The sequence below is a fragment of the Alloalcanivorax venustensis genome (genome assembly GCF_047495515.1).
Lineage (GTDB): Bacteria > Pseudomonadota > Gammaproteobacteria > Pseudomonadales > Alcanivoracaceae > Alloalcanivorax > Alloalcanivorax venustensis.
Map to the genome: position 1 here is coordinate 2227112 of NZ_CP179934.1, position 15379 is coordinate 2242490.

General features: G+C 68.6%; 13 protein-coding genes. All 13 read left to right on the plus strand.

The features are described 5' to 3' along the window. Nucleotides 1-8 precede the first annotated feature (8 nt). The 13 genes from accD to ACMG4O_RS10505 all read left to right on the plus strand — a co-directional run bounded on the left by accD (nt 9) and on the right by ACMG4O_RS10505 (nt 15374). Nucleotides 9-890: an acetyl-CoA carboxylase, carboxyltransferase subunit beta gene (gene accD, locus ACMG4O_RS10445; protein WP_142949280.1), complete on the plus strand. Its 882-nt coding sequence runs from the start codon at nt 9-11 to the stop codon at nt 888-890. Beyond that, nucleotides 887-2122 carry a bifunctional folylpolyglutamate synthase/dihydrofolate synthase gene (locus ACMG4O_RS10450; protein WP_414433761.1) on the plus strand — a complete coding sequence of 412 codons (1236 nt, stop codon included), beginning with the start codon at nt 887-889 and terminating at the stop codon, nt 2120-2122. The genes accD and ACMG4O_RS10450 overlap by 4 nt, the downstream gene beginning before the upstream one ends. A 2-nt stretch (nt 2123-2124) precedes the next feature. After that, nucleotides 2125-2703, plus strand: a complete 579-nt coding sequence (locus ACMG4O_RS10455) for an SPOR domain-containing protein (protein ID WP_414433762.1) — start codon at nt 2125-2127, stop codon at nt 2701-2703. Between the two features lie 81 nt (nt 2704-2784). Continuing rightward, nucleotides 2785-3279, plus strand: coding sequence for a CvpA family protein (locus tag ACMG4O_RS10460; RefSeq protein ID WP_067605387.1), 495 nt, complete (start codon nt 2785-2787; stop codon nt 3277-3279). 25 nt (nt 3280-3304) lie between these two features. Then, nucleotides 3305-4834: an amidophosphoribosyltransferase gene (purF, locus tag ACMG4O_RS10465; protein ID WP_142949277.1), complete on the plus strand. Its 1530-nt coding sequence runs from the start codon at nt 3305-3307 to the stop codon at nt 4832-4834. Between the two features lie 37 nt (nt 4835-4871). After that, nucleotides 4872-6086, plus strand: a complete 1215-nt coding sequence (locus tag ACMG4O_RS10470; RefSeq protein ID WP_414433763.1) for an O-succinylhomoserine sulfhydrylase — start codon at nt 4872-4874, stop codon at nt 6084-6086. 33 nt (nt 6087-6119) lie between these two features. Further along, nucleotides 6120-7031 carry an AAA family ATPase gene (locus ACMG4O_RS10475; RefSeq protein ID WP_142949275.1) on the plus strand — a complete coding sequence of 304 codons (912 nt, stop codon included), beginning with the start codon at nt 6120-6122 and terminating at the stop codon, nt 7029-7031. A gap of 25 nt (nt 7032-7056) precedes the next feature. After that, the gene (locus tag ACMG4O_RS10480) at nt 7057-8007 is read left to right on the plus strand and encodes a DUF58 domain-containing protein (RefSeq protein WP_414433764.1); all 951 of its coding nucleotides are present in this window, start codon (nt 7057-7059) and stop codon (nt 8005-8007) included. Then, nucleotides 8007-10049: a transglutaminaseTgpA domain-containing protein gene (locus ACMG4O_RS10485; protein ID WP_414433765.1), complete on the plus strand. Its 2043-nt coding sequence runs from the start codon at nt 8007-8009 to the stop codon at nt 10047-10049. The genes ACMG4O_RS10480 and ACMG4O_RS10485 overlap by 1 nt, the downstream gene beginning before the upstream one ends. A gap of 37 nt (nt 10050-10086) precedes the next feature. Then, nucleotides 10087-10875, plus strand: coding sequence for a TenA family transcriptional regulator (locus tag ACMG4O_RS10490; protein WP_414433766.1), 789 nt, complete (start codon nt 10087-10089; stop codon nt 10873-10875). A 579-nt stretch (nt 10876-11454) separates the two neighbouring features. Then, the gene (gene hrpB / locus ACMG4O_RS10495) at nt 11455-13890 is read left to right on the plus strand and encodes an ATP-dependent helicase HrpB (RefSeq protein ID WP_414433767.1); all 2436 of its coding nucleotides are present in this window, start codon (nt 11455-11457) and stop codon (nt 13888-13890) included. A gap of 66 nt (nt 13891-13956) precedes the next feature. Then, entirely contained in the window at nt 13957-14742 is a 786-nt protein-coding gene (locus ACMG4O_RS10500; RefSeq protein WP_194856891.1) for a thioesterase family protein, read from the plus strand. Further along, entirely contained in the window at nt 14742-15374 is a 633-nt protein-coding gene (locus ACMG4O_RS10505) for a 1-acyl-sn-glycerol-3-phosphate acyltransferase (protein WP_370202110.1), read from the plus strand. The genes ACMG4O_RS10500 and ACMG4O_RS10505 overlap by 1 nt, the downstream gene beginning before the upstream one ends. Nucleotides 15375-15379: the final 5 nt, after the last annotated feature.

Genomic DNA, 15379 nt, shown 5'->3' on the forward strand with positions numbered 1-15379 from the left:
TCCGACTGATGAGCAATAACTGGCTGGAAAAGATCCTCCCCGCGGTGCGTCGCCCGCAGGAAACCCGGCGCAGCACCATTCCCGAGGGTCTGTGGCGCAAGTGCCCGCGCTGCGACAGTGTGCTCTACCGTCCGGAGCTGGAACGCAATCTGGAAGTGTGCCCGAAATGCGAGCACCACCTGCGCGTCGGTGCCCGCAAGCGGCTGAAGATGTTCCTGGACGACGGCCCGATGAGCGAAATCGGCGCCGATCTGGCGCCGGTGGACCGGCTCAAGTTCAAGGACTCCAAGAAGTACAAGGACCGCCTGGTGGCGGCCCAGAAGGAGACCCAGGAACGGGACGCGCTGATCGCCATGAAAGGCAAGCTCCACGATTTGCCGGTGGTGGCGGTGGCGTTCGAATTCCGCTTCATGGGCGGCTCCATGGGCTCGGTGGTCGGCGAGCGTTTCGTGCGCGCGGTGGAAAGTTGCCTGGAACACAAAACGCCGCTGATCTGTTTCGCCGCCAGCGGCGGGGCGCGCATGCAGGAAGCGCTGTTCTCCCTGATGCAGATGGCCAAGACCTCCGCCGCGCTGGAACGTCTGCGCGAAGCGGGTCTGCCGTTTATCTCCGTGCTCACCGATCCGGTCTACGGCGGCGTGTCCGCGTCGCTGGCCATGCTCGGCGACGTCAACGTGGCCGAGCCCAACGCGCTGATCGGCTTCGCCGGCCCGCGGGTGATCGAGCAGACCGTGCGGCAGAAACTGCCGGAAGGCTTCCAGCGCAGTGAATTCCTGCTCGAGCACGGCGCCATCGACATGATCGTCGAGCGTCAGCACATGCGTGACACCCTGCACCGCATTCTCGCCAATCTGACCGGGGCGCCGCTGGCCGAACCCGCCGAACTATGAGCGTCGGCCTGGACGCCTGGCTGGCGCGCATTGAAAAACTCCACCCCAGTGAGATCGAGCTGGGCCTGGAGCGGGTGCGCCGGGTGGCCGAGGCGCTCGGCGCGGCCAGCCTGCCGATGCCGGTGATCACCGTCGCCGGCACCAACGGCAAGGGCTCGGTGGTGGCGCTCACCCGCGCCCTGGCGGCCGCCGCCGGCCGCCGCGTGTGCGTCTATACCTCCCCCCATCTGCAACGCTTCAACGAACGCATCACGCTGCCCGACGGCCCGGTGGACGACGACGCCCTGTGCGCCGCCTTCGAGCAGGTGGACGCCGCCCGCGGCGACACCGCGCTGACCTATTTCGAATTCACCACCCTGGCGGCGCTGTGGCTGTTCCGCCACAGCGGCGCCGACCTGGCGATTCTGGAAGTGGGGCTGGGCGGCCGCCTGGACGCGGTCAATCTGGTCGACGCGGACGTGGCGGTGGTCACCTCCGTGGGCCTGGACCACACCGACTGGCTGGGTGACACCCGCGAAAAAGTGGCGGTGGAGAAACTCGGCATCGGCCGGGCAGGGCGGCCCCTGGTGTACGGGGAGGAAAACGCCCCCGCCAACCTGGACGCCGAACTGGATCGCCTCAAGGCGGTGCCGCTGCGCGCCGGCCGCGAGTTCCAGGTGGAGGCCGCCCGCTTGTCGATCCGCGACGGCCAACGGCAACGCCATTATCCATTGCCGCTGCCCCCGCGCCTGGGCGCGGACAACCTGGCCACCGCCTGCCAGGCGCTGGTGGCCGCCGGTTTCCCACCGGCGGACGACGCCCCCCACCAGGTGGCGGATACCGGTCTCGTCGGCCGCTGCCAGGTGCGCCGTTACCGTGGCGTGCAGTGCGTGCTCGACGTGGGGCATAATCTGGAAGCATTGACCCGGCTGCGCGGGCGGCTGCCCGCCCACGCCGGCCGCCGGCGCCTGGTGTTGGGCATGATGACCGACAAACCGGTGGAAGCGGTGGTGGCGCTGTTCGCCGCCGACGTGGATGAGTGGTATCTGGCGCGCCCGGCGGTGAGCCGCGCGGCGGACACCGGGCGGCTGGCCCGGGCGCTGCCCGAGAGCGCCCTGGCGCACCGTTTCGACAGCGTGGCGGCGGCGCTGGATCAGGCCGTCGCGGACAGCGGCGCCGGCGATCAGGTGCTGGTTCTGGGCTCTTTCTTTACCGTCGCCGAGGCGTTGAACGCCATGGATCAGGGAGACTAGCGGTGCATTTGCGAACTCGCCAACGTGTGATCGGCCTGCTGCTGTTGCTGCTGCTGGCCGCGATTCTGGCGCCGCTGGTACTGCGCACGCCGGAACAGGTACGCCTGGCCCTGGATATGTCGATCCCGGAAGCGCCGCGCATCAGCGAGCCGGACATCGCCCCGGTGGTCAGCGAGGAAGAGCAGGCCGCCACCGACCGTCAGATCGACGAAGAGCAGCAACAGGTGGCTGCCGCCGAACCGGAGCCGCGGGTGGCCCCTCCGGTGGTGGAGGAAGAGCCGTCAGCGGATGAAGAGCCTTCAGAAGCACCGCAACCCGCCGCCCAGGACGCCCCGCAACCCGGCTTCACCGTGCAGGTGGCCAGTTTCAGCGACGTGGCCAACGCCCAGGCGCTGGTGGCGCGCCTGCGCGAGGCCGACTACAGCGCCTATCACCGTGAAGTGCGCCAGGACGGCAACACCTGGCAGCGCGTGTTCGTGGGCCCGGAGATCAAGCGCGAACGGGCCGAGGCCCTGCGCCAGCGGCTGGCCGACGACAAGGCCTTCGCCCTGGAAGGGCTGGTGCGTTCCTTTGTGCCTTAGCGATTCCGGGCCGATAAAGCCCTGTGCCCGCCCCGGGCGCTCTGATAGAATCGCGGGCCTGTTTTAACCACGCGCGTGTTCATGAATCTGGCAGACGGCATCATTCTGTTTATCATCGCCGCCTCGGCACTGATCAGTGTGCGTCGTGGCTTCACGCGTGAAGCGTTTTCCTTGCTCACCTGGGTGGCGGCCTTCATCGTCGCCCGCCTGTTCAGCCCGGCCCTGGAGGTTCTCCTGGCCGATTCCATCGAGACGCCCAGCCTGCGCCTGGCCGTCGCCTTCGGTCTGTTGTTCACTGTCACCCTGATAGTGGGCGCGTTGATCAATCACCTGCTCGGTGAATTGATCCGCGTGACCGGCCTGAGTGGCACCGACCGTTTGCTGGGCATGGTGTTCGGCGCCTTGCGCGGCGCCCTGGTGGTGGTTGTATTGGTGGCCCTGGGCCACCATCTGTTCAGCGAGGATGCCTGGTGGCGCGAGTCGCTTCTGGTCCCGCATTTCGCCATGCTGGAGGACTGGACCCGCCGTCTCGCCGGGGATCTGATCGCTTATCTTATGAACGTCAGCGGAAGCTAAGCTTAGCTAGCTCGAGGATACGCAAATGTGCGGCATTGTTGGCATTGTCGGCCACTCCTACGTCAACCAGGCGATTTATGACGCTTTGACGGTTCTTCAGCACCGGGGACAGGACGCCGCCGGCATCGTCACCTGCGACGGGGACCGGCTGTTCCTGCGCAAGGACAACGGCATGGTCCGGGACGTATTCCGCAACCGCCACATGCGCCGCCTGGTCGGCAACATGGGCATCGGTCACGTGCGTTACCCCACCGCCGGCAGCTCCAGCTCCGCGGAGGCGCAGCCGTTCTACGTCAACTCGCCCTACGGCCTGACCCTGGCCCATAACGGCAACCTGACCAATTCCGAGGCGCTCGCCGAGCACCTCTATCGTTCCGATCTGCGCCATATCAACACCACCTCGGATTCCGAAGTGCTGTTGAATGTGTTCGCCCACGAGCTGCACGAGCGCGGCAAGGGCAAGCTGCGCCCGGAGCCGGACGACATCTTCGACGCCGTGTCCGCGGTGCACCGGCGCGCCGAGGGCGCCTACGCGGTGGTGGCGATGATCACCGGCTACGGCATCCTGGCGTTCCGCGACCCGCGCGGCATTCGTCCGGTCTGTTTCGGCAAGAAAGAGACCGAGCACGGCCCCGAGTACATGGTGGCGTCGGAGTCGGTGGCGTTGTCGTCGCTGGGCTTCCAACTGGTGCGCGACCTGGCCCCCGGCGAGGCGATCTACATCACGTCGGAAGGGGAGCTGCACACCCGTTCCTGCCACGATCAGCCCAAGCTCACGCCCTGCATCTTCGAGCAGGTCTATCTGGCCCGCCCGGATTCCATCATCGACGATATTTCCGTCTACAAGGCGCGCCTGCGCATGGGCGAAAAGCTGGCGGAAAAAGTGGAGCGCGTGTGGCCGGACCACGACATCGACGTGGTGATCCCGATTCCGGACACCAGCCGCACCTCGGCGCTGCAGATGGCCAACCGGCTTAACGTGAAATACCGCGAAGGCTTCATCAAGAACCGCTACATCGGCCGCACCTTCATCATGCCCGGCCAGCAGCAGCGGCGGAAATCGGTGCGCCAGAAGCTCAACGCCATCGAGCTGGAATTCTCCGGCAAGAACGTGCTGCTGGTGGACGACTCCATCGTGCGCGGCACCACCTGCCACGAAATCATCCAGATGGCCCGTGAAGCTGGCGCCCGCAAGGTGTATTTCGCCTCCGCCGCGCCGGCGGTGAAATACCCCAATGTGTACGGCATCGACATGCCGTCCGCCGGCGAACTGATCGCCCACGACCGCAGCGACGACGAAGTCTGTCAGCTGATCGGCGCGGACAAGCTGATCTACCAGGATCTGGAAGATCTGGTCAGCGCCTGCCAGGAAGGCAACGCGGACATCGAGGAGTTTGATTGTTCGGTGTTTAACGGCCACTATCTGGCCGGTAATATCGACGGCCAGTATCTGTCCGATCTGGAAACGCGCCGTAACGACGACGCCAAGAAAAGCCGGGAAAAAACCCGCGCCCTGGCGGACAACGAAGTGATCGACCTGCATAACTCCAACTGAACCAGGGGCGGCCCGGCCGCCCCGCACCGAGGTAACGATGAGCGACACACCGGACCCCCGCGACCTGCATACCGACACCCTGGCGATTCGCTGGGCGCAGTTGCGCACCGATGAAATGTCGCACTCGGATCCGATCTTCCTCACCTCCAGCTTCGTTTACGAGAGTGCCGCCCAGGCCGCCGCCCGTTTCTCCGGCGAGGAGCCGGGTAACGTCTATTCGCGTTTCACCAACCCCACGGTGCGTTCCTTCGAGCAACGCCTGGCGGCCATGGAAGGCGGCGAAAGCTGCGTGGCGCTGGCCTCCGGCATGGCGGCGATCAGCAGCACCTTCTTCACCTTGCTGGCGCCCGGCGATCACGTGATCAGTTCACGCAGCGTGTTCGGCACCACCAATGTGATCTACGACCGCTATCTGAAGAAGTTCAACATCGACACCACCCTGGTCGATCTGAACGATCTGGATCAGTGGCGCGCGGCGATTCGCCCGGAAACCAAGCTGCTGTATCTGGAAACGCCGTCCAACCCGCTCTCGGAAGTGGGCGACATCGAAGCGCTGGCCAAACTGGCCCACGACAACCGCGCGCTGCTGATCGTTGATAACTGCTTCTGCACTCCGGCGCTGCAGAAACCGCTGGAACTGGGCGCCGACCTGGTGATTCACAGCGCCACCAAATATCTGGACGGCCAGGGCCGTTGCCTGGGCGGCGCCGTGGTCGGTCCCGAAGAGATCCTCAAGGAGATCCACGGGTTCGTCCGTTCCGCCGGCCCCTGCATGAGCCCGTTCAACGCCTGGGTGTTTCTCAAGGGTCTGGAAACCCTGGGCCTGCGCATGAAGGCGCATTCGGAAAACGCCCTGCAACTGGCGCAGTGGCTGGAGCAGCAGCCGGGTATTGCCCGGGTGCACTATGCCGGCCTCGACAGCCACCCGCAGAAAGCCCTGGCCGAGCGCCAGCAGAAAGCGTTCGGCGCGGTGATCGCCATTGAAGTGGAAGACAGCGACGGCCGGCGCGACCGCCAGGCCGCCTGGCGCTTTATCGACGCCACCCGGCTGCTCTCCATCACCGCCAACCTGGGCGACGTGAAGTCCACCGTTACCCATCCGGCCACCACCACCCACGGGCGCGTGGCGGAGGAAGAAAAACAACGTTCCGGCATCAGCGAAAATCTGATCCGCATCGCGGTGGGGCTGGAAGACGTCGGCGATCTCAAGAACGACCTGGGGCTCGGCATCAAAGCGCTCGGCTTCGAATAAAAACTTGAAGCGTGTCGCCAATAAAGGGGTGTTATGCAGGCTTTGGATAAAGCACTGGCCCAGGTGGGCAGCGTGCTACTGGGGAAACCGGAACAACTGAAACTGGCCCTGGCCTGCATGCTCGCCGGCGGCCATCTGTTGATCGAGGACCTGCCCGGCATGGGCAAGACCACCCTGGCCCATGCGCTGGCGCGGGTGTTCCGCCTCGATTACCGGCGCGTGCAGTTCACCAGCGACATGCTGCCCGCCGATATTCTCGGCGTTTCGGTGTTCGATCCGGAGAGCCAGCAGTTCAGTCTGCGCGAGGGGCCGGTGTTCAGCCAGCTTCTGCTCGCCGACGAAATCAACCGCGCCACCCCCAAGACCCAGGGCGCGCTGCTGGAAGCCATGGAAGAGCGACAGGTCACCCTGGACGGCGTCAGCCGGCCGCTGCCGTCGCCGTTCTTCGTGGTCGCCACCCAGAACCCGGTGACCCAGGCCGGCACCTTCGTGTTGCCGGAATCCCAGCTCGACCGTTTCCTGATGCGCATTTCCCTGGGCTACCCGTCCCCGGACGTGGAGCTGTCCCTGCTGGCCGGCGGCGACCTGCGCGAAGCGGTGCGCGAATTGAAACCCATCATCGAGCCCAGCGGCCTGGTGAAACTGATCGCCCATGTGGGCAAGGTGCGCGCCACCCGCGACTTGCTCGACTATGTGCAGCGGCTGCTGGAAGCCACCCGCGCCGACGATCGTCTGGTCACCGGCCTGTCGCCGCGCGCCGGCCTCGGCCTGCTGCGCGCCGCCCGCGCCTGGGCGCTGGTCCACGACCGCGATTACGTGCTGCCCGAGGACGTGCAGGCGGTGTGGCCCTCGGTGGCCGAGCACCGGCTGCAGCCCCGCGAAGGGGGCCAGGTGTCGGCGATGACCCAGGCGCTGCTGCAAACCGTGCCGGTGGTGCGCCACTAGTCGGTCGAACCTGAGGAGGGACGCCGTGCTCAAGCAAGCCTGGCAGCGTTGGCTCGACCGCCGGCTTCCCCGGGCCCGCCAGGTGCAGCTCGACCAGCGGCGCATTTTTATTTTCCCCACCGGCTACGGTTTCCTCTATCTGCTGGTGTCCGTGCTGCTGTTCTTCGGCGGCATCAACTATGAGAACAACCTGATTCTCGGCCTCTGTTTTCTGATGGTCAGCCTGTTTCTGGTGGCCATTCTGCACACCTTCCGCAATTTGTCCGGGCTGTCCCTGCGCGCCGGCGCCAGCCGCTCCGGTTTCGTCGGCGGGCAGGGCAGCGTGGAAGTGGTGCTGGTCGCCCAGCGGCGCCCGCACCGGGCGCTGTGGCTGCGCTGGCTGGACCAGCCGGCCCAGGAGATCAGCGTCGAGCCCGGCGAGGAAAGTGCCCTGTGGCTGAACCTGCCGCTCAGCCGGCGGGGCCGCGTCCGGCCGCCGCGTCTGCGCGTGGAGAGCCGCTACCCGTTGGGGTTGCTGCGCAGCTGGTCGCTGGTGTCCCTGGATCAGGTTTGTCTGGCCTGGCCGCGCCCCCAGGAAAGCCACGACTGTCCCGCCGACGGCGGTGACCGGGAGCGGCAGGTGGCCAGCGCCGGGCAAAGCGGCAGCGAGGAATTCCAGGGCCTGCGCGGCTATGTGCCCGGCGACTCCCTGGGCCAGGTGGACTGGAAAGGCTATGCCCGCGGCCGGGGGCTCAACGTCAAACTGTTCGAGGAGCCCGCCAGCGGCCGCCTGTGGTTGCGCTATGACCGCCTGGAAGGCGTGCCGGTGGAGCGGCGTCTGTCGATCCTGTGCTTCTGGGTGCAGCGGCTGAGCCGCGAGAACCGGCCCTTCGCCCTGGCGCTGCCCGGCGCCGAGCTGCCGCCGGGGCAGGGCGAGGAACAGCGTCTGCGGGCCCTCAACCTGCTGGCCCGTCACGGCGACACGGAGGCGCACTGATGGCGCGCATCTACCAGATCCCCAGCCACGCCCGCGGCTGGCTCACCCTGGCGATCATCGCCGCGTCGCTGCCGCAACTGTGGGGCGGCCCCCTGTGGCAGGCCGGGCTGCTCGCCCTGGTGCTGGGCTGGCGTGCCCTGATGGACCGCCAGCGGCTGGTGCTGCCCGGGCGCATCCTGCGCCTGGTGCTGCTGGTGGCCACCGTGGCCGCCACCTTCTACAGCTTCGGCCGTCTGCACGGGCCGGAGGCGGGCACCGCGCTGATCACCAGCCTGTTCGCGCTCAAATACCTGGAACTGGTCAGCAAGCGCGACGCCTATGTGCTGATCGTGCTCGGCTACTTCGTGTGCGCCACCATTCTGCTGTTCCACCGCGGGCCGGCCATGGCGCTCTACGTGATCGGCTGCCTGATTCTGCTCACCGCCAGCCTGGCGGGCATCAATTACAGCGACACCCACGCCCGCCGCCGCCAGCACCTGTCGGTGGCGGCGGTGATGGTGCTGCAGGCGCTGCCGCTGGCCATCGCCCTGTTCGTGCTGGTGCCGCGCATCGCGCCGCTGTGGAACATGCAGCTGGACAGCGGTCAGGCGCGCACCGGCATGAGCGACAGCATGTCGCCGGGGCAGGTCAGCCGCCTCACCGAATCCAGCGAGCTGGCGTTCCGGGTCCAGTTCGAGGGCGAGCCGCCACCGCCCCGGGAGCGCTACTGGCGCGGCCTCACCTACAGCTACTTCGACGGCACCACCTGGCGCCAGGCCAGCCCGCCCGGCTGGGACCGTGACCAGTTGTTCTACGGCGGCCGCGGGCCGTCGCCGGACTGGTACCGCGCCCTGATCAATGCCGCCGCCGACCGCACCGGTTACCGCTACCGCGTGATCATGGAGCCCTCCCGGCAGCGCTGGCTGTACGCCCTGGCGGTGCCGTTCACCGACTTCGACGGCAACGCCCTGGCGCGGGATTTCCGGCTGGTGGCGGACGGCCCGGTCAACGGCGCCTTCAGCTACAACGTGCGCAGCGTGGACGTGACCGGCGCGGTGCCGGCCCTCGGCGACGCGGAACGGCGGCTGATGCTGGACCTGCCCGAAGAGGGCAACGCCCAGGCGCGTGCCCTGGCCCAGCGCTGGCGGCAGCGCCACCGGAACGACGGCGCCCTGGTGCAGGCCGCGCTCGGCTATTTCCGCGAGCAGCCGTTCTTCTACACCCTGGAGCCGCCGCGCATCGCTGGCGACACCGTCGACGAATTCCTGTTCGGCACCCGCCAGGGCTTCTGCGAGCACTACGCCTCCAGCTTCACCTTCCTGATGCGCGCCGCCGGCATCCCCGCCCGGGTGGTGGCCGGCTACCAGGGCGGCGAAATGAACGCCGGCGACTACCTGCAGGTGCGCCAATACGACGCCCACGCCTGGGCGGAAGTGTGGCTGCCCGGCCAGGGCTGGGTGCAGGTGGACCCCACCGCGGCGGTGGCCCCGGAGCGCGTCGAGCTGGGCCTGCGCGGCGCCTTCGACAGCGCCGCCGACGGCGCCGGCGGTGACTTCGACGGCCTCAACCGCCTGCCGGTGCTGTTCCAGCTGCAGCAGTGGGCCGACTACGTGGACTTCAACTGGCAGAAATGGGTGCTCGGCTATCGCCAGCAGTCCCAGCGCGATCTGCTGGAGCGCCTGCTCGGCGCGGTAACGCCGCTGCGTGTCGGGCTGGCGCTGCTCGGCGTGGTGCTGGTGTTCAGCGCCGTGCTCGGGCTGCTGGTGCTCAGCCGCCGCCGGGACACCCCGGTCAGCCCCCTGGAGCGCGAGTTCGCCCGGCTGCACCGCGCCCTGGCCCAGCGCGGCCTGCGCGCCCCGGACACGGTCTCCGCCGCCCAGCTGGAAGCGGCGGTGACCCGGCGCTGGCCGTCCGCGGCCGGGGCCGCCGGGCACTGGCGCCACCTGTTCGAGCATCTCGCCTACCGGGACCAGGGCGCCCCCGGCGCCGCCGACCTGGCCGCCCTGCGGCGCCGTCGCCGCGCCGTGCTGGCGTCGCTGGCATCGCCACGGAGAGCGCAGTAGGCTCTTGGCTGGCACGCTGAATAACAAGGAGAACAGCATGGCCGTGGCCCGCTACAAGCAAGCGCTGACGCTCACCGAACACGCCCCCTGGGCGCAACGGTTCTGGGACGCGCTGGTCCCGCTCAAGGACCGCGTCGCCCGCCACCCCCTGTTCGTGGAAATGGGCGACGGCTCGCTCTCCCTGGGCCGCTTCCGCGACGCGCTGCTGCACTTCTACCCGCTGGTGGAGAATTTCCCCAAATACATGGGCCTGGCCCTGGCGAAAACCCGGCCCGGCCTGTACCCCGGCCACGAAGAGACCAAAAACTGGCTGATCGGCAACATCAAGATCGAGCAGCGCCACGCCTACTGGTACCAGGACTGGGCCGCCGGCTTCGGCCTCGACACCGAACGCCTGGAACGCACCCGTCCACCGGCGGCCATGGACGCGGTCAACCAGTTCCTGTGGGCCACCGGCCACCAGGGCACCCTGGAAGAGAGCATCGCCGCCACCAACCTGGCCATCGAATGGGCCACCGGCGAATGGAGCCAGCGTGTGGTCAGCGGCATGAAGCACTACGCCGAGCAAGGCAGCGCCACCATCAACCGCCACACCATGGCCTGGCTGCGCGCCCACGCCAGCTACGACGACGCCCACCCCCACGAGGCCATGGAGCTGGTCAAGCGCCTGGTCACGGACCAACCCGCCCGCCAGCGCGCCTTCGCCGCCGCCCAACGCGGCCTGGAGTACTACGTTCTGGCGCTCGACGACTGCTACCGGTTTGGCGAGGACAGAGCTCAGGAAGCGGTACCGCTCCTTTTTGAGGGTCCGGCGGATAGACAATAAACGCACCTCCCGAGGCTACGGGAAAGTTCTCTCCAGCCGGGGGCGCGGGTCTGTGTTATTGCCCTTCCGGGAACGCCGCGAGTACGTCCCTGTAGGCTCCCTGTCGGACGTCCTGTCCTCCAGGGTCCCGGAAGGGCAATAACACAGACCCGCTCCGGGGATAGCTTCTGACGCTCCGGGTCATCGCTGGCACCGGAACATTCTACGAAGCGTGAGTTTTGTGGGAGCTTGCCTTGCAAGCGAAAGGCCGGCTTTGCCGGCCGGCAGGATTCCAGAGACGCTGTTTTCTGCTGCCGTTAGAAAGGTCTCTGGCATCCTGCCGGGAGCTTCACTCCCGTTCGCGGGCAAGGCCCGCTCCCACAATCCTCATTTCTTAGCCCCCTTGGCGGTGAATCTCCCAAGGAGCCCCGGGATCGGGTGGGCCCATCCAGGACCGTGTTTGGCCAGGGATGGCCAAAGCGGTCCGCCGCCGCGGCCGAGCCTACATGGACGTACTCGTGGCGTGTCCTGGATGGGCCCACCCGATCCCGGGGCGGGCTTTCTGGAGAGAGCAAGCGCCATTTCCGATAAGATGTCGCCATGACTGACCCCCGATATTTTTCTCTGCCGGTGGACGCCGTGCTGCCGGAGCTGTGCCGTTGTCTGGAAGAGCAGGGCGGCGCCGTGCTGGAGGCGCCGCCCGGCGCCGGCAAGTCCACCCGCGTGCCGCTGGCGCTGCTGGACGCGCCCTGGCGCGGCGACGACCGGATTCTGGTGCTGGAGCCGCGCCGGGTGGCGGCCCGGGCGGTGGCCGGGTTCATGGCGCGGCAGCTCGGTGAACCGGTGGGGCACACCGTGGGCTACCGCACCCGGCTGGACACCCGGGTGAGCGCGTCGACGCGCATCGAGGTGGTCACCGAGGGCGTGCTCACCCGGATGCTGAGTAACGACCCGGCGCTGGAGGGTTACGCGGCGGTGCTGTTCGACGAGTTCCACGAACGCTCCCTGCAGGCGGACCTGGGTCTGGCCCTGGTGCAGGAGGTGCGTCAGGCGCTGCGCGAGGACCTGCGTTTGCTGGTGATGTCGGCGACGCTGGATGTGGGCCCGCTGGCCGAAGGGTTGGCCCTGCCCACGGTGCGCAGTGAGGGGCGGGTGTTCCCGGTGGAGGTGAGCCATGCGCCGCCGGGCCGCGATCAGGATGTCTGGGATCACTGCGCCCGCCAGGTGGAGGCGCTGGCCGGGGAGGGCACGGTGCTGGTGTTCCTGCCCGGGGTGGGCGAGATCGAGCGGCTGCGCGAGCGGTTGTCGGTGTCGATGCCGGTGCAGGTGCTGCACGGGCGCCTGGCCGGCGATGCCCAGGCGGCGGTGCTGGAAGCGCCGTCCGGGCCGAGGGTGGTGCTGGCCACTAATGTGGCGGAGACCAGTGTCACCATCGAAGGCGTCACCGTGGTGGTGGACAGCGGTCTGGAGCGGCGCCCCAGCTATGACCCGCGCCGCCACCGCAGCCGTCTGGTGACGCGCCGTATCAGCCAGGCCAACGCCGACCAGCGCGCCGGCCGCGCCGGCCGGCTGGGCCCGGGCCGCTGCGTGCGGCTGTGGGCGCGGGAAGAGGTGCTGGCCCGGCATATCGAGCCGGAGATCCACCAGACAGGGCTGGAAAGCCTGGTGCTGGATCTGGCCCGCTGGGGGTGCCGCGACCCCGATCAATTATTCTGGCTGGACCCGCCGCCGGCGGGGCCGTGGCGGGCGGCGGTGCAGCGGCTGCGCGCGCCGGGCGCCCTGGACGGGCAGGATGCGATCACCGACCTGGGGCGGCGCCTCAACGACCTGCCGCTGGCGCCGGAGCTGGCCGCGCTGGTGGTGCGCGGCCGCGACGCGGGCCTGGCCGCCAGCGCCGCCCGGGTGGCGGTGCTGCTCAGCGAGCGGATGCCGGGCCTGGACCGCCAGGTGGACCTGGCCGAGCGGCTGCGCCGTTTCACAGCGCGCCCCGGCGACTGGCCGCTGCTTCAGCGGGCGTTGGCCCGGCTGAACGGCGACCGTAAGGACGGTTCGGCGCCGGACGGCGCGCTGGGCCCGCTGCTCGCCGACACCTTCCCCGATCGGATCGCACGGCGCCGGGACGGTGAGGAAGACCGTTACCTGCTGGCCGACGGCAGCGGTGCCCGGCTGCCGCCGGGCTCGCCCCTGGCCGGGCGGGAATGGCTGGTAGTGCTGGACACCGACGGCCGCCCCCGCGATGCCGTGATCCGGCTGGCCTGGGCACTGGGGCCGCCGGAGGTGCCGGCGCTGCTGGCCCGGCACGCCGAGTGGCGGGACCAGGTGGCCTGGGACGATAAATTGCAGAAGGTCAGGGCGGAGCGCCGCTACGGAGTGGGCGCCATTACCGTGGAGAGCCAGCCGCTGCCGTCGCCGTCACCGGCCCAGGTCGAGCAAGGGCTATTGGACGGCGTGCGCCAGCAGGGCCTGCGGGTGCTGCCGTGGACCGAGGCCACCCGCCAGTGGCGGGCGCGGGCGGGTTGGCTGCACCGGCTTGAGCCGGAGCACTGGCCGGCCATGGACGACGACACCCTGCTGGCCGACCTGGAGACCTGGCTGCTGCCGTTCCTGGCCGGCCGCCGCGCCCTGCGCGATCTGAAAACCCTGCCCTTGCTCGACGCCCTCAAGCTGCGGCTGGGGCCGGGCCAGGCCGGCGAGCTGACACGGCGGTTGCCGGAGCGGGTCACGGTGGCCTCCGGGCGGGCGGTGACCATCAATTACGAAGCCGAGGGCGGGCCCCGCCTGGCGGTGAAACTGCAGGAATGCTTCGGCATGGAAAGCCTGCCGGCGCTGGCCGAGGGGCGCCTGCCGCTGACCGCCGAATTGCTGACCCCGGCGGGGCGACCGGCGGCGATCACCGCCGATCTGGCCGGCTTCTGGCGCAACGGTTACGGGCAGGTGCGCAAGGAGCTGCGTGGCCGCTACCCGAAACACCCCTGGCCGGAGGACCCGCTGGCGGCGCCGGCCACGGGCCGGACCAAGGCGCGCGGAGGCGGCTGAGCGTTTCGGTCCTTTCCTTGGGCGCCCGGCTCTGCTATCAATAGCCGCTTTCGGTGGGAGCGCATTATGAAATTTGATTCCATTATTGATGCCGCCGCCGGGAACCGGATGACGGTTCCCGAGGGCTGGGGGCAGGGCAGAGCCACGTTCGGCGGCCTGGTGGGCGCCATTCTGATTCGTCATATGGACGCCCATCTGGGCGCCGACGCGCCGCCGTTGCGCAGCTTCACCATCTCGTTCGTGGCGCCCATGGTGCCGGGGCCGGTGGACCTGGAAGCGACCACGCTGCGCGCCGGCAAATCGGTCACCCAGGTGCAGGTGATGGCCCGCCAGGAGGGTCAGGTGGTGGCCACCCTGCTGGGCAGCCTGGGCCACGGCCGCGAGTCCAGCATCCGCGTGCCGGGCCCGGAAGCGCCGCGCTGGAAGGCGCCGCAGGACTGCTTCAAGTTGCCCTACATGGAGGGCCGGTCGCCCACCTTTCTACGCTTTTTCGACATGCGCATTGCCGGCGGCAATATGATCTTCTCCGGCGCCAAGGAGCCGGATTTCCACGGCTATATGCGTTTTGACGAGCCCGGCCAGACCCAGGACGCCGCCACCCTGGCTTGCCTGGTCGACACCTGGCCCGCCGGCGTGCTGCCGATGCTCAGCAAGCCGGCCCCGGCCAGCTCGCTGACCTGGACCATGGAATTGCTGGAAGACCCCCGTGAGCTGGAGCCGGTGGATTTCTGGCAGTACCAGGTGATCACCGACTCGTTCGCCGACGGCTACGGCCAGTGCCAGGCCACCGTGTGGGACGACCGGGGCCGGCCGGTGGCGCTGAGCCGCCAGACCGTGGTGGTGTTCGGCTAATGAGTACCGATCTGCGGCCGCTGACCCCGGACGCCATCGGCGCGTCGGTGCCGCGCCGTGGCCACTGGCTGGTGGCGGCGCTGGGCCGCGCGGTGTTGCGCCTGATCGGCTGGAAGGTGGTGGGCGAGCTGCCGAACGTGCCCCGGGCGGTGATGATCGCCGCGCCGCACACCTCCAATTACGACGGTCTGGTGGGCGTCAGCGCGATCCAGGGGCTGCGGCTGGATATTCGGTTCATGGCCAAGCACACCCTGTTCCGGGGGCCGGCGGGCTGGCTGCTGCGGGCGCTGGGCGGGATCCCGGTGGACCGCGCCCGCTCACGGGGTCTGGTGGAAGACACCAAGAACCTGATGACCGGCGGCCAGCCGTTCTGGCTGGGGATCACGCCGGAGGGCACCCGCACCGGGGCGGAGCAGTGGAAAACCGGCTTTCACCGGATCGCCGTGGACCTGGAATTGCCGATCATCGTGGTGACCTTCTGCTACCGGCGCAAGCAGGCCCGTATCCTCGATGCGTTCTGGCCGAGCGGCGATCAGCAGGCGGACATGGACGCCATCTACGCCATGCTCGACGACGTTCAGCCGGCCCATCCGGAGCGGTTGTCCGGGCCGCTGCGCCGGCGGCGCCAATAACCGGC